The following is a 14241-nucleotide window of genomic DNA, read 5'->3' as shown; positions in this document are numbered from 1 at the left end:
CCGGTCCGCGCACAAAGTCCACCCGCTCGTATCATGGTGTGGACACCCAGTGGAGCGAGGGGATTATGGAACGAATCGAGGAACTGTCGTTCGATGGCATTGCGCGCGGAGTACCGCATCACGGCAATGACGCTCCGCGCCGTCCACGCCGCCGGTGGCCAATCGTTCTGACGATCGCCCTGACGACATTGCTGTTGGCGTGCGGCGGCGCGTGGGCGTATTGGATGTGGGATCACCACTGGCGGCTGGTCCCGGTCCGAGTGAACGACGCGACGTTCAAGGTCCGCGTCGATACGACGTTGGGCGCGTTGCTGGCCGACAACAACGACTTCGGCCATAAGCCGGGGCGATCGTCAAGACGGTGCTCGACAACGCGCACAACGGCGCGATCGTACTCATGCATGACGGCGGCGGCGACCGCTCGCAGGATATCGAGGCGCTGCCGGATATCATCGACGGACTGCGCGAACAGGGCTACGAGTTCGTGACCGTCGAGCAGTTGGCGGCAATGGCGTAAACGCCGGCTGCGGAATGCAACCAGCATTCATATGATACGTAAACAGTGATATTTGCAACAATGACAATAGACAGTGGAGCGGGCGACGGGAGTCGAACCCGCCTCTAAAGCTTGGGAAGCTTTCATTCTACCGATGAACTACGCCCGCAAGTCGGCCCGCTTGTGGCAGGCACAAAACCATAGCGTACCACGAATCCCCGAACAGGTGAAACGCGACATTCAGTAACGGATCTGTGCACCGCCCGCACCAGAACCCGCGTCGATGCCGGCGCCCCGCATCTCCTGCGCCATCTGCATCAGACGGGCGATGCGCTCGTCGGTCGGCGGATGGGTGGAGAACAGCTTGCTGAACCCGACCGCGGAGAACGGGTTGGCGATCATCATCGACGAGACGGCCTGCGTGGCCGCGGTCTTCGGCATGCGATTGGCCTGCGCGCCGTAGGAGATCTTGTTCAGCGCCGAGGCGAGGGCCTCCGGGTCGCCAGTCAGCGCGCTGCCGTCCTCGTCGGCGTCAAACTCGCGGGTGCGGGAGATCGCCATCTGGATCAACGAGGCGGCGATGGGCGCCAGGATGGCGCTCAGCAGCACGCCGATCAGACCGAACGCGCCGGAGCCGCCGTTGTCCCGGTCGTCGTCGTACCGCTGCGCGCCGCCGAAGTACATCAGCGAATACCCGAGGTAGGTGATGACGGTGGCCATGGCGGAGGCGATGGCGGAGGTCAGGATGTCGTGGTTGTAGACGTGCATGAGCTCGTGGCCGAGCACGCCGCGAATCTCCCGTTCGTTGAGGATCTGCAGGATGCCCTGCGTGCAGCAGACCGCCGCGTGCCGTTCGTTGCGGCCGGTGGCGAAGGCGTTGGGGCTCATGGTGGGGGCGATGTAGATGCGGGGCATCGGCTTGCCCGCTTTAGCGGACAGTTCGCGCACGATCTTGTACAGCATCGGGGCCTCCTGTTCGGAGACCTCACGCGCATGCATCGAGGCGATGGCGAGTTTGTCGGAGAACCAGTAGGACCCGAACGTGGTCGCCAACCCGATGACGATATAAATGCCCAACGTGCCGCGACTGCCGCCGGTCAACCACCAGATCAGCATGATCACGGCCCACATCAGCGCGAACAACATCGTTGTTTTCAGGCCATTGTAATGGCCGCGCACCCGCAGATTGCCTTCCATACGGCTCAGCCTAAATTTATTGGCTGGATATTTGCTGGACGTACGCTCCGAACAAAAAACGCCCACCGCCGCTTGACGGCAGCCAAGCGACGGTGAGCGTCCATACATTCACGCACAGCCCGCACGTCATCCCGTTCAGTGGATAGCCCGCCGAACGGCCCAACGGCCCAACGGCCCAGACTCAGGCGTGGGCCAGTTCGCGCATCTGGTCGGGGTCGATGACCTTCTTGTGCTCGCGGCCTTCCTTCGCGCCCTCGGCACGCTCGAACGCATCGATCTTCTTCCAACCGGCGAAGTCGATCGGCTTGACGCCGCGCTCGGCCAGCAGACGGTCGATCGACTCCGGATCACGGTCCGGCGCCACGCAACCGCCCTCGGCAGCCTTGGAGAGATCCTCCAGCATGTTGGTCACGATCATCAGCGCATCGGACTTGGTCGAGCCGATCAGGCCCACCGGGCCGCGCTTGGCCCAGCCGGTGGCGTACAGGCGCTCACGCACCTCGCCGCCCTCGGCCTCGGTGGTGATGCGGCCGTCGCCGTTCGCGTTCGCCAGGTGGGCGCGACGCTGGTCGTAGGCGATGCCCGGGGCCGATGCCGGCTGGTAGCCGATCGCATGGTACACGGCCTGTACCGGGTAGTCCTCGAACTCGCCGGTGCGGTGCATCCTGCCGTCAGCGCCGGTTTCGGTGCGCTCCACGCGGATCGCCACAACCTTGCCGTCCTCGCCCAGCACCTCGGTCGGCGCGGAGTTGAAATGGATGTAGTACTTGCGGTCGGCCGGGTTGCCCTCGAAGTCGACGTCGCCGTCGTCCTCCATGTCTTCGGCCATCTCACGGATGGCGAACAGCTCCTCCACCATCTGGCGAGTGAGCTTATCCTTGCCGGCCTCCTCGATCGTATCGTCATCGAGCTCGAAGTCGTCCTCGTTGATGATCAGCTGTACGCCGGGCAGCTTCTCCATCTCGCGCAGCTCCTGCACCGAGAACTTGGCCTGAGCCACGCCACGGCGGATGAACAGGTGCAGCACGCGAGCCTTGTTGGCCTTGATACCCTCATACACGTTGTCGGGAATGTCGGTGCGGGCCTTGAGATCATCGGCGTTGCGCATGAGCTCGCGCGCCACGTCCATGGCCACGTTGCCGCCGCCGATCACGGCGACCTCCTCGGCTTCCAGCGGCCAGGTGCGGGCACCGGTCGGATAGCCGTCGTACCATTCTACAAACTTGGCGGCGCCGTACACGCCATCCAAGTCGGCGCCGGGCAGGCCCAGCGGCTTGTCCTCCACGGCGCCGGTGGCGAACAGCACGGCGTCGTAGCGGGCGAGCAGCTCGTCCAGCGTCACGTCCTTGCCGAACTCCACATCGCAGTACAGGTGGATGTTCGGGTTGTCGAGCGTCTTCTCCAACGCGTCGGCGATGAACTTGATGGACGGATGGTCGGGGGCCACGCCGTAGCGGACCAGGCCGAACGGCACCGGCAGCTTCTCGAACAGATCGATGCGGGCGTTCTCGCCCAATCCCAGCTCGGCACCGGTCTTCTTGAGCTGGCGCAGGAAGATATCGGAGGAATAGACGCCGGCCGGGCCGGCGCCGATCACAGCAATGCGAAGTTCATTGTTCTCAGTCACGCGACCAGCCTAGCGCAACACCTCGAATCGCACTAGGCCTAGACCGCATGACATTCAACGAATCCTCACGAGCCGCACTCAGTTGGGGATTTTCCCGTTCAGTTGGAAACCTACTCCCGTTTCGGCCGCCAGGAGGACCACTATTGTCGTCGTTCCGCCGGCTTGCGCTCCGGAAAGTTCCCAACTGAATACCACAATCCCCAACTGAATGGAATCAGCGGCTGGGCAATGGCATTCAGTCCTTATCGATGAGCGCGGTGAGCGCCCACAGGATCGACACCACGTCGATGGCCTCCTGCATCAGTGCACCGATCACCACCGGGATCAGGTTGAACGCGGCGGCGATCATGCCGACCAGCGCCAGTCCGAGCCCCAGGCACACGGCCTGGATCATCACGCGCTTGGTGCGCCGGGAGATGGCCACGGCCCGCGGCACGGCGGCGATGTCATCATTCATGATCACCACCTGCGCGGATTCGGAGGCGGCGGTCGAGGTGCCGTCGGTGATGGCCATGCCGATATCGGCGGCCGCCAGCACCGGGGCGTCGTTCACGCCGTCGCCCACCATCATCGTGATGGACCGCGTGGTCGATTCGCCCACGAACCGCGCGATCAGCTTGTCCCACCACGGCTGACGCTTCGGGTTCTCCCGCTTCGCGTCAACGATGGCCTGCACCTTGCCCTCCGGGAACAGCTCGGCATGCACGTCATTGATGCCGACCTCCGAGGCGATGATGTCCGCGGAGGCGCGCTTGTCGCCGGTCAGCATGGTCAGGCGCTCCACACCCATGCCACGCAGCTTGTCCAGGGACTCCTTGGCATTGGCGCGCGGCACGTCCTTGAGCACGATGCGTGCCGCCAGTTCGCCGTCGACCGCCACATAGGTAGCCATCTCGTCGGGAGCGAGCTCGCCGAACATCTGCGCCACGGTGAGCTTGCGCGCGGCCAGGGCCGACGCCTTGGCCTCCTGACGCCTGCGCGCGGCGTCAACGGTGGCCCGGAAACCGCCAGCGTTCGCGGCGCCACCCGCCGCATCCGGCGTCGCCGCGTCCTGTGCCGCGCCCGCTCCGTCTTCCGCCGCGGTCACGAACGCGAACCGTCCGACGCGGATCCGATGCCCATTGACCTCGCCGCTGACGCCGTTGCCGGCGTCCTCGGTCACACCGCGCACCACCGGGTAGCTGCGGGCATCCACCAGCCATTCGTCCTCCGCAGCCGGCGCCTCGCCGTTCGCGGCGCGTTCCTTGAGCCGGTCCATGACGGCCGTGCCGCCCGTGGTGATGCCCTTGGCCAGGATGTGCACCGAGTACGATTCCACAACGCCGGCGTACATCAGGATATGGTCGGCGTCCAGCCCCGTATACGGCCAACGCCCGGATCGCGCGGAGGCGACCGAACCGTCCGCTGCCGGCGACGCCGTGTCAGACGATTCCGCGCCGGCGATCTCCACGCGCACGACCTGCGGCTTCTTGACGGTCAGCGTGCCGGTTTTGTCGAAGAACACATGCGAGACGTGGCCGAGGTTCTCCAGCACCTCCTGCGTCTTGATGATGATGCCGGCCTTGGCGAGCCGACCGGTGCCGGCGATGTAGGCCACGGGTGCCGCGATAAGCAGCGGGCACGGGGTGGCGAGCACGAGCACCTGCGCGAATCGGGTCGGATCGGCGGACACGATCCAGGCGGCGCAGGCGATGACGAAGGAAATCACCGTGAACGGCACGGCCATCAGGTCGGCGGTTTTGACCACGGTGGCGCGCGATTCCTGCGCGGACGAGACGAGTTCGATGATGCGCTGGTACTGCGAATCGCGGGCGAGCTCGGTGGCGCGCATGGTCAGCGTGGCCGAACCGTTGATGGCGCCGGACATCACGCGCGCACCGGCGAACACCTCGCGCGGCACCGGTTCGCCGTTGATGTTGCTCAGGTCCAGCGTGGCCGAGCCGCTGAGCAGTTCGCCGTCGACGGGCACAGTCTCGCCGGGCAGTACGATGAGCACGTCGCCCAGCCGCACCTGGTCCACGGGCACGGTACGGTACGGGGCGTGGGCGATATCCGCACCGGCGTCCCCCGTCGTCCGCGCGTCCGGTTCCGGAGCGTCGGCGGCCATCACCCGGTCGATGCGGGACATCGTCCGTGCATCGTCGTCGGATCCGGACGCGCCTTGCGCGCCGGAACCCACCCCTGGCAGGTCGGCGACGTGCGCGATCTGCGGCGCGGCCTCCATCAGCGCGGTCAGGTTGTTCTTGGCCTTGTCCTCGGCGTACGCCTCGATGGCGGAACCGGAGAACACCATCAGCACCACAACCCAGCTGGCCCAGTATTCTTCCACCGCCAGTGTGGACAGCAGCGCGACCACCGCCAGGATGTCGACGCCGACGTGACCGTGGCGGATGTCGTCGATCATGCCGCGCAACGTATCGATGACGGTATAGGCGACCAGCACGATCACGATCCACTGACCGATGCTCGGATCGACGAACCAGAACGGCTTATTCCACGGACGGAAATCCCACAACAGGACAATGGGCAGAGCCGACACAATCACAATCGGCAGCATGGGAACGAGCTTGCACACGTTGAGTATCTTGTGCAACACAGCGATGAATATCTTCATCGTCTCTCCTTACGTCGGTATCGACCGTACGGACGTTCCGCACAGCCGGTGCTTGATTCACGCCTTGTTAGCCCATCGACGACATGAATCGCACGACACACGGCGTAAAGATCAACAATTCATCTTCAGTTATTGAGGTTGCGGCCCGCCCCTGCGAGCGCATGTATGAGCGTACCAGCAGATCGCCGCGACTCCAACTCACGCGCCCCGCCAGCGTGTCAGCCACACGCCCTCCAAGCCACGAACCGCACGAAAGTCGTGCCGTCGCCTTGCAACCAAAACGGCACCCCGGCCGCCGAACCGGTTCTCACCGGTCGTTGGTCGGGGTGCCGTTCCGAGGTGGGCGCGGGACGTCACATCGTGACGCCCGCGTGCGGTTTACCAGAAACCGAACGGATCGAACAGGCCACCGTCATCGTACCCGTTGCCGTTCTGGTCCTGCTGACCGTTCTGGTCCTGCTGGTTCTGCTGATCCTGCTGATCGGAGCCGTTGTTCTGCTCGGTGCGGTTGCTGCCGTTGACGGCCTCCTCCTGCTGGTCGAGCGTCACGTCCACGTCCATGGTCTTGCCGCCGCGCACGATGGTGAGGGTCGCCGTGTCGCCAAGCGACGCAGCGCGCACGAAGCCGAGCAGCGAATAGTTGTTATTCACCGCGTTGCCGTTGAACGCCACGATCGTGTCGTTGGCCTGCAGACCGGCCTTGTCCGCCGGGCTGCCGGACACCACGGCCTTGCCGCCGGTGCTCGGCGTGGTGATGCGGGCGCCGCCGCGGACCACGCCGTCAGCCTCGACCGTGTCGCTGGTGATGGTCACGCCCAGCGCCACATGCGTGGCCTGGCCGTTCTGGATGATCTCGTCGGAGACGCGCTTGACCAGGTTCGACGGGATGGCGAAGCCGATGCCGATGGAACCGGCCTCGCTGCTGGAGCTGGCTGTGGAGGCGATCGACGAGTTGATGCCGATGACCTGTCCGGCCGCGTTGAACGTCGGGCCGCCCGAGTTGCCGGGGTTGATGGCGGCGTCGATCTGTACGGCATTGGTCACGATCTGCGAGTTGTTGTCGTCCATCACGCTGACCGGGCGGTTCAGTGCGGAGACGATGCCGGTGGTCGCCGTGTCGTCGTAGCCCAGCGGGTTGCCGATGGCCATGACCGGCTCGCCGACCGCAAGCGTATCCGAATCGGCGAATTCGACCGGAACCAGCCCGTCGGGGGCGTCATCCAGCTGGATGACCGCCAGATCGGTGGTGGTGTCGGTGCCGGTGACCTGCGCGGTGTACATCTGGCCGTTCGAGAGCGTGACCTGGATGTTCTGCGCACCGGAGATCACGTGATTGTTGGTCACGATGTGGCCCTGCTCGTCGATGATCGCGCCGGAGCCGGCCGCCGTGCCGTTCTGCAGCGTGGTCTGGATCGAGACCACCGACTGGGAGACCTTGTCCGCCACGGCGGCCCAATCCACGGCCTCGCCATTGGTGATCGGCGCGCTACCGTCGCCGGACTTGCCGGAGTCGATGTTCTGCATCGAGCTGGTCGTCGGCACCTTGACCCAGCCTTCGGTGATCGCCATGTAGCCGACGCCCAGGCACAGCGCCGCGCTGACCAGGGCCGCCACCACGGCGATGATCACGCCGCTGACCGTACGGCTGCCGCCGGGGGTCGGCTTCGGTGCGCCGGAGCCCGGCACGGGCGGGAAGATCGACCCCTGCGGATTGTTCGGCCCGTTACCGTTATCCTGCGGGCCGTTGACCGGGGCCATGAACGGATTGGTCGGGGCGTTGTTCGGCGCGGTGCCGCCCTGTTCCTGATTGGCCGGACCGTTGTTGCCGTTCTGGAACGGGTTGCCGGTCAGATACGGGTTGCGGTTGTTCTGCGGCGGCATCTGCTGGGTCGGTGCGGACTGCGGATGCTGCTGCACGGCCGGCTGCGTGGGAGTGGGACCGTATGCACCGTATTCAGGTGCGGGGCGATACGGCGACTGAGGGGCCGGGGCTGCGGCCGGTGCCTGGCCTGCCGACGCCGCGCTCGATGCGGATTCAGCCGCCGCCGGTGCCGCAGTCGGGATTGTCTCCGTGGGCTGCTCGGCGTTCGTGGCCTCGCCGCCGGTGGTCATGGTGAACTGGTCGCCCTCCACGATCTGCGGGGTCTGGTTCGGCTGTTCGTTGTGCGGCTGTTCGCTGGATTGCGGCGTCTGCTGGTTCGGCCAGCTGCCGTTGTTCTCTTCAGCCATTGCTGCTCCTTGGTTTCGTTCTGTTCCTTATGCCGTTATACAAGCGGCGGTCAACCTGCTCGGCTCACCGCCGTCTCGGAATCGCTATCTATGAGTTAAGGGAGCGCTTCTGGAAGTTTTCTGAATGTTGGTTGGAAGCTTTGCGCTAACCAGCATGGTATTCGTTGACACCCGGGCCGCACGGAGTCGACCGAGCCGGCGTCTTGCGCTCGAATTGCCCATATACCAACGATTCCGACCGATTCCCGACAGCCACGCGTCCACATCGCCCATCGCCCCTCCCTCCCCCGATGTGACGCAGCTCACCGCCGGCTTTCGGCAGTGCTTCGCCTAGAGTGAACGGTATGACCAGTCTGCTTGAGCATCCCCGCGGCGCGGAACCCGGCAAGCCCGGCGACCGCGGCGCGTTCTCGTTCGAAACCATCACCCGGCTGCCCGACTCCCCCGACGGCAAGGGCCGCGGCGGCGCACGCTACGGCCGCACCGGCATCATCCACACCCCGCACGGCGACATCCGCACGCCCGCGTTCGTGCCGGTGGCCACCCAAGCCGCGATGAAGGCGGTGCTGCCGGAGACGATGAAGGATCTGGGCGCGCAGTGCCTGCTGTCGAACGCGTTCCACCTGTACGAGCGTCCGGGCGAGGATGTTCTGGACGCGGCGGGCGGTCTCGGCCGGTTCATGAACTGGGACGGGCCGACGTTCACCGATTCGGGCGGGTTCCAGGTGCTCTCGCTGGGCGCCGGGTTCAAGAAGACGCTGGCGATGGACGTGACCGGCATGAAGTCGGATGACGTGATCGCCGAAGGCAAGGAGCGTCTGGCGTTCGTGGATGAGGACGGCGTGACGTTCAAGTCGCCGCTCAACGGCTCGTTGCACCGCTTCAGCGCCGAGATCTCGATGGGCATCCAGCACAAGATCGGTGCCGACATCATGTTCGCGTTCGACGAACTGACCACGCTGATGAACACGCGCGGCTACCAGGAACGGTCGGTGGAGCGCACGTTCCGTTGGGCGCAACGCTGCGTGGCCGAACACCAGCGGCTCACCGAATCACGTCTGGGCAAGCCGTACCAGGCGCTGTACGGCGTGGTGCAGGGCGCGAACTACGAGGATCTGCGGCGGCGGGCCGCATCGCAGATCGCCTCGCTCGACTTCGACGGCGTCGGCATCGGCGGTGCGATGGAGAAACGCATCATCGGCGACATCTGCGCGTGGATCTGCGACGAGATGCCGGAGAACAGACCGCGCCACGTCCTCGGCATCGCCGCGGTCGACGACATCTTCGCCTGCGTGGAGAACGGCGGCGACACGTTCGACTGCGTGGCCCCCGCCCGCTGCGGGCGCAACGGCGCGATCTTCACACGCGACGGCCGGTACAACGTCAAACGTGCCGAGTTCAAAACCGACTTCGGGCCGCTGGAGGAGGGCTGCGACTGCTACACCTGCCAGCACTACTCGCGTGCCTACGTGGACCATCTGCTGCGCGCCCGCGAGTTCAACGGGTTCACGCTGGCCACCATCCACAACGAACGGTTCTTCGTCAAGCTGCTCGACGACATCCGCGCCTCGATCGACGGCGGATACTTCGACGAGTTCCGCGACGCGACGCTGACCCGGTTCTACGCCAACGGTTCACGCGGCTGAGCCGAGCCGATGGGCCGAAGCGATAATTCGAGCCGATAATCCGAATCGATAGTCCGAAGCTACTCGACAATCCGAAGCGACAGGGAGGACTGCATCATGAACCTGCTCGAAGCGATGGAACAGCGACACGCCATCCGCGCCTACACCGATGAACCGGTCGACCAGGCGATTCTGGACATCCTGCGGGCCGAAATCGACGCGTGCAATCAGGAGAGCGGCCTGCACATCCAGATGGCCGCCGGACTCGACGACGCGTTCCTCGGATTGAAGACGCACTACGGGCGGTTCACCGGCGTGCACAACGCCATCGCCCTGATCGGGCGGCCGGTGCGCGACGGTGCGGCGAGCAAGCACGACGCAGCAACCGAAACCGCAACAGGTACGGCCGAGCCCGGCGCAACGACCGACACGATGCCGAACGGTGCCGCGGCCGCATGGCACAAGGCCGCCGCCGCGGATGAGGCAGCCACCGACCTTGGCGAGATCGCATTGCAGGAGCGGGTCGGCTACTACGGAGAGCGACTGGCGCTGCGCGCCGTACAGCTGGGATTGGAGACCAGCTGGGCCGTGCTGGACGATGCGGACACGGCGGAACACCCGTGGTGGTGCCTGCACCCCGGGGAGAAGATCGTATGGGTGCTGGCGTTCGGCCATGGTGCACGGCCGGGCGGGCGACGCCGCAGCAAGCCGATCGAGGAGCTGTGCCGAATTCCGGACGGCATGGCGATGCCCGACTGGTTCCGCGCCGGCATGGAGGCCGCGATGCTCGCGCCGACGTCGCTGAGCCAGCAGCCGTTCCTGTTCACGCTGCACGAGGACGGCACGGTCAGCGCCGAGGCGACAGAGGGCCTGTTCGCGCACGTGGGGCTGGGCTGTGCGAAGTACCACTTTGAAGTTGGCGCAGGGCGTGAGAACGTTCGTTGGCGCGATGCTGCATCCGCCGGCGAAGGAGCTGTCAACGCGGCCGACTAGCGAACGGAGAGACCGCCTTTGCTTACGAGCAAGATCTCCTGCGACACATCGCGACACGCCGATTTGTGCATTCCGGCAATCAAGTGGTAAGTTAATCACTTGTCTGCGAGTGTGGCGGAATGGTAGACGCGCTGTCTTCAGGTGGCAGTGAGTGTATGCTCGTGGGGGTTCAAGTCCCCCCACTCGCACCAGCGAAAAGGGCTGGAACCCAAGGGTTCCGGCCCTTTTGCTTTCTCGGAACACGGTGCCGACATGGCATATTCCGCACAGCCGGCAGCGGCCGCTGTTGCGCAGGATCACGAACCGCGGGTACGGCAGCGACAACCCGTTCCTTGGTCTCATAGTCCCCGGTGTCCGGTCATGTCGGGCAGCCGGTCGATGTCATGCAGGCGGTCGATGTCGTGCAGCCGGTCGGCGGTCACGCCATCCTCGTGCATGGTGTCGCTGTATATGACCACCGGCCCCTCGGGCGGGTCCGCGACGAACCGGCGGACGCATGCCCACTGGCGGCGGCTGATCCCACGGAACGCGAGCGGGTTGACCAGCAGCATGGGCCCCGCGCCCTCATGCCCGTGCAGCATCAACGCGTTCGCGACCGACGCCTCCTCGTCGTCGACCCACACGATCGGACGAGGGCTCCCGCCCGCATCCGCGACGCGCAACTGACGAATCACCTCATCCACGACCGCGTGCAGCTTGCCACCCATACGCCCCCTGCCGGTGAGCGGATCATACCAGTGCGTGTTATGCACCACATCCGGATCCCAGCCCAGCAGGCCGTCCAGGACATGCACGTACGGCTGCCACGTGCTCAGCCAGCGCAGGTCGATCACACCGGACTCGGCCAGTTCGTACAGGTTCGCGGCCAGCTCGCGCGACCAATGCAGATGCCACGTGCCGCCCCTGCGGCCCAACCGCACGGTCTCCACACCATCCAAACGGAACGCCCGCTCCGGACCGAAATCGTCGGTCATACGCCCCCGGCACTCGACCACGGGCGCCACACCCACGTCCTCATACCTGACGCCGATCGCATCCGGGAACGCGTTAAGCACCCCATCAAAATCCAACAACACAATCGGCGCCGACGAATCATCCACCATCGGATCCTCCTTCAACCATGCAATCGAACAACATACAAGTACCCCCGACGGGACTTGAACCCGTGACCAACGACTTATAAGATCGCTGCTCTAACCCACTGAGCTACAGGGGCGCGGAAAAGAGTTTTTCAAGAACGGAAACGAGCAACCAACCCGCTTCGGCACGATGCGATGACAATCTCAGCTATCGTATTCGACCGTTCGGTCGCCACGCCCACGACAAAGGCGCATGGTGAACGGACACGACGGAAAACGGCATCCGGGCGTGCAAGCGCACGGCGCTGGCCGTCATCATTGCGAACATCGCGACGCCGCGCTCGTCAGCGACTTGGTCGCGGTGTGGGAGCGGTCGGTTCGCGCGACGCATACGTTTCTGACCGACGATGAGAGCAATCGCATCAAGCAATACGTACCGCAAGCCATCGCCGAAGTACCGGAGTTGGTCGTCATGTACCCTGACGGCGACAGCTCGGACCAGACGCCCCTCGCGTTCATGGGCGTCGCCGATGGACGGCTCGAAATGCTGTTCGTCGACCCCGATCATCGTGGACACGGCATCGGCAAGCAGCTGCTTGAACACGGCATCGCCCATCACAACGTCAGCGAACTCACTGTGAATGAGCAGAACCCGCAGGCGATCGGGTTCTACCAGCACATGGGATTCGTCACATACCGGCGCACCGAGCAGGACGAAGAGGGTGGCCCCTACCCGTTGCTCTACATGCGTCTCCACCAGTAGATTCGCCCTTACGAAGAACCGATTCCCGCGAATCCTTTCAAGCATTCCCTGAGTACGCGATTCTGGCACGTGCCACGAACAGCAGCACCGTCCACAGTCACGTAGTATCGCTTCCCCAAACGGCCAGAATCCGACTTTGTGTGCAAAAGAAGGTTCTCGAAATCTATCTTTATGTAAAAAACAGGTTGTATGGAATTCGACTTTGTGCAGAAACAAGCTAAAATGAAATGCATCTTTTTGCAGCACGAAGGATGGGGCACATGAAACGAAAAGCATACGACGAGTTACTCGCCTGGAAATCAGGCAAGACGAGGCAGGCACTTCTTGTGACCGGAGCCCGTCAGGTAGGCAAGACGTATATTGTCCGCGAGTTCGGACGAACGGAATACGAACAGCTTATTGAATTCAATCTGGCGCTCGATGACGCAACGAGAGAATCGTTCCTATCCGCGCGGAACCCCGAAGACCTTCTGCTCCGCATCTCCATCGCCGCGCACGGTCCCCTGATTCCGGGGAAGACATTGATCTTCATTGACGAAATCCAGCACTGTCCGAACATCATCACCTTCATCAAAGCACTGGTGGACCAAGGCACGTATGACTATGTGCTTTCCGGCTCCCTGCTTGGTGTTGAATTGGAGAACATACGTTCATACCCGGTTGGCTACATGACCGAACTACTCATGTTCCCCATGGATTTCGAGGAGTTCTGTTGGAGTATGGGTCTCACGGAACAAGCGTTCGATGTACTACGCAACTCCCTACAGGAAGAGCAACCCGTCCCCGACTACTTGCACGAGCGCATGTCCGGGCTATTCCATAGATACCTATTCACCGGAGGCATGCCGGATGCGGTCAGCGCCTTCATCCGAGACAGGACCATCGACAATGTACGTCGCGTACAATCCGACATCCGACGTTTTTACAATCGGGATATCACGCAGTACGCACCTAAAGATCGCAGACTCGTCATTCAGGAGATTTATCAACTGATTCCCAGCGAGCTCAACAACTCGACTAGACGATTCAAAATCGGAGATATTTCTGATGTAAAACGCTTCAGCCAGATCAAAGACGAATTCCTCTGGTTGTCACGGGCAAACGTTGCTCTGCCCGTATACAACGTCGAAGAGCCGCGAAGCCCGCTGCTTGCTTCCAAAAGACGCAAGCTGCTCAAATTGTTCTATTCCGACGTAGGTCTACTGACAAGTACATACGACAAACAGTCAACCCTCGGCATACTCGACGGTCTTGGCGCAGAAGGACGCATGAATTATGGCGGAGTCTATGAGAATGTAATCGCACAGGAGCTGACCGCCCATGGGTTCACGCCATACTATTTCACCAGCAAGTCTATGGGGGAGCTGGATTTCCTCATTGAAGACGCGGCAGGCAAAGTGCTGGTATTGGAAATCAAATCCGGCAGCAGGTTCCATTCGCATGCAGCCTTGGACAAGGCTCTCAATACTCCCGGATACGCCATCGACAGCGCATACGTTCTCGCGGAAACCAACGTGGAGCGTGATGGCAAGATCCTGTATCTGCCTGTGTATATGGCCAGTCTGCTGCAACGGCCACGGTTGGTATAAAGGGCGGGTTCGCACCACCTCGGGGATTC

The 14241-nt window shown here is 63.4% G+C and carries 9 protein-coding genes, 3 tRNA genes and 1 pseudogene; 6 read left to right on the top strand and 7 right to left on the bottom strand.

What is annotated here, in order from left to right; genetic code table 11:
• Positions 1-349: 349 nt before the first annotated feature.
• Positions 350-517 (top strand): annotated as a pseudogene (locus B4C31_RS02175) (polysaccharide deacetylase family protein); the annotation flags it as partial.
• Between the two features lie 74 nt (positions 518-591).
• On the opposite strand, the gene B4C31_RS02170 reads toward B4C31_RS02175, so the two are convergent.
• The 5 genes from B4C31_RS02170 to B4C31_RS02150 all read right to left on the bottom strand — a co-directional run bounded on the left by B4C31_RS02170 (position 592) and on the right by B4C31_RS02150 (position 8163).
• A tRNA-Gly gene (locus B4C31_RS02170) sits at positions 592-665 on the bottom strand.
• A gap of 71 nt (positions 666-736) precedes the next feature.
• On the bottom strand, positions 737-1693 hold the full coding sequence (htpX, locus tag B4C31_RS02165; protein WP_291531144.1) for a zinc metalloprotease HtpX: 957 nt from the start codon (positions 1691-1693) through the stop codon (positions 737-739).
• 181 nt (positions 1694-1874) lie between these two features.
• On the bottom strand, positions 1875-3320 hold the full coding sequence (locus B4C31_RS02160; protein ID WP_033508912.1) for an FAD-dependent oxidoreductase: 1446 nt from the start codon (positions 3318-3320) through the stop codon (positions 1875-1877).
• A gap of 235 nt (positions 3321-3555) precedes the next feature.
• Complete coding sequence (locus B4C31_RS02155) at positions 3556-5934, bottom strand: heavy metal translocating P-type ATPase (protein WP_291531143.1); 2379 nt, start codon at positions 5932-5934, stop codon at positions 3556-3558.
• 378 nt (positions 5935-6312) lie between these two features.
• Positions 6313-8163, bottom strand: coding sequence for a S1C family serine protease (locus tag B4C31_RS02150; RefSeq protein ID WP_291531142.1), 1851 nt, complete (start codon positions 8161-8163; stop codon positions 6313-6315).
• 344 nt (positions 8164-8507) lie between these two features.
• Between B4C31_RS02150 and tgt the strand changes: the two genes are divergently transcribed.
• The 3 genes from tgt to B4C31_RS02135 all read left to right on the top strand — a co-directional run bounded on the left by tgt (position 8508) and on the right by B4C31_RS02135 (position 10972).
• A complete protein-coding gene (tgt, locus tag B4C31_RS02145) occupies positions 8508-9809 on the top strand; it encodes a tRNA guanosine(34) transglycosylase Tgt (protein ID WP_291531141.1) in 1302 nt (433 codons plus the stop codon).
• Positions 9810-9905: 96 nt separating this feature from the next.
• A complete protein-coding gene (locus tag B4C31_RS02140; RefSeq protein WP_291531140.1) occupies positions 9906-10781 on the top strand; it encodes a nitroreductase family protein in 876 nt (291 codons plus the stop codon).
• A gap of 105 nt (positions 10782-10886) precedes the next feature.
• Positions 10887-10972: transfer RNA gene (locus tag B4C31_RS02135), tRNA-Leu, on the top strand.
• Positions 10973-11119: 147 nt separating this feature from the next.
• On the opposite strand, the gene B4C31_RS02130 is transcribed toward B4C31_RS02135, so the two are convergent.
• Both B4C31_RS02130 and B4C31_RS02125 read right to left on the bottom strand, forming a co-directional pair.
• Positions 11120-11884: a hypothetical protein gene (locus B4C31_RS02130; protein ID WP_291531139.1), complete on the bottom strand. Its 765-nt coding sequence runs from the start codon at positions 11882-11884 to the stop codon at positions 11120-11122.
• Between the two features lie 39 nt (positions 11885-11923).
• Positions 11924-11997: transfer RNA gene (locus B4C31_RS02125), tRNA-Ile, on the bottom strand.
• A 116-nt stretch (positions 11998-12113) separates the two neighbouring features.
• On the opposite strand from B4C31_RS02125, the gene B4C31_RS02120 reads away from it, so the two are divergent.
• The gene (locus B4C31_RS02120; protein ID WP_291531138.1) at positions 12114-12623 is read left to right on the top strand and encodes a GNAT family N-acetyltransferase; all 510 of its coding nucleotides are present in this window, start codon (positions 12114-12116) and stop codon (positions 12621-12623) included.
• A 260-nt stretch (positions 12624-12883) separates the two neighbouring features.
• Positions 12884-14212: an ATP-binding protein gene (locus B4C31_RS02115; protein ID WP_291531137.1), complete on the top strand. Its 1329-nt coding sequence runs from the start codon at positions 12884-12886 to the stop codon at positions 14210-14212.
• Positions 14213-14241: the final 29 nt, after the last annotated feature.

This window comes from Bifidobacterium sp. UBA4282 (assembly GCF_002394995.1).
In the GTDB taxonomy this organism is placed as follows: Bacteria; Actinomycetota; Actinomycetes; order Actinomycetales; family Bifidobacteriaceae; genus Bifidobacterium; species Bifidobacterium pullorum_B.
This window is presented reverse-complemented; position numbering and strand designations above follow the sequence as displayed.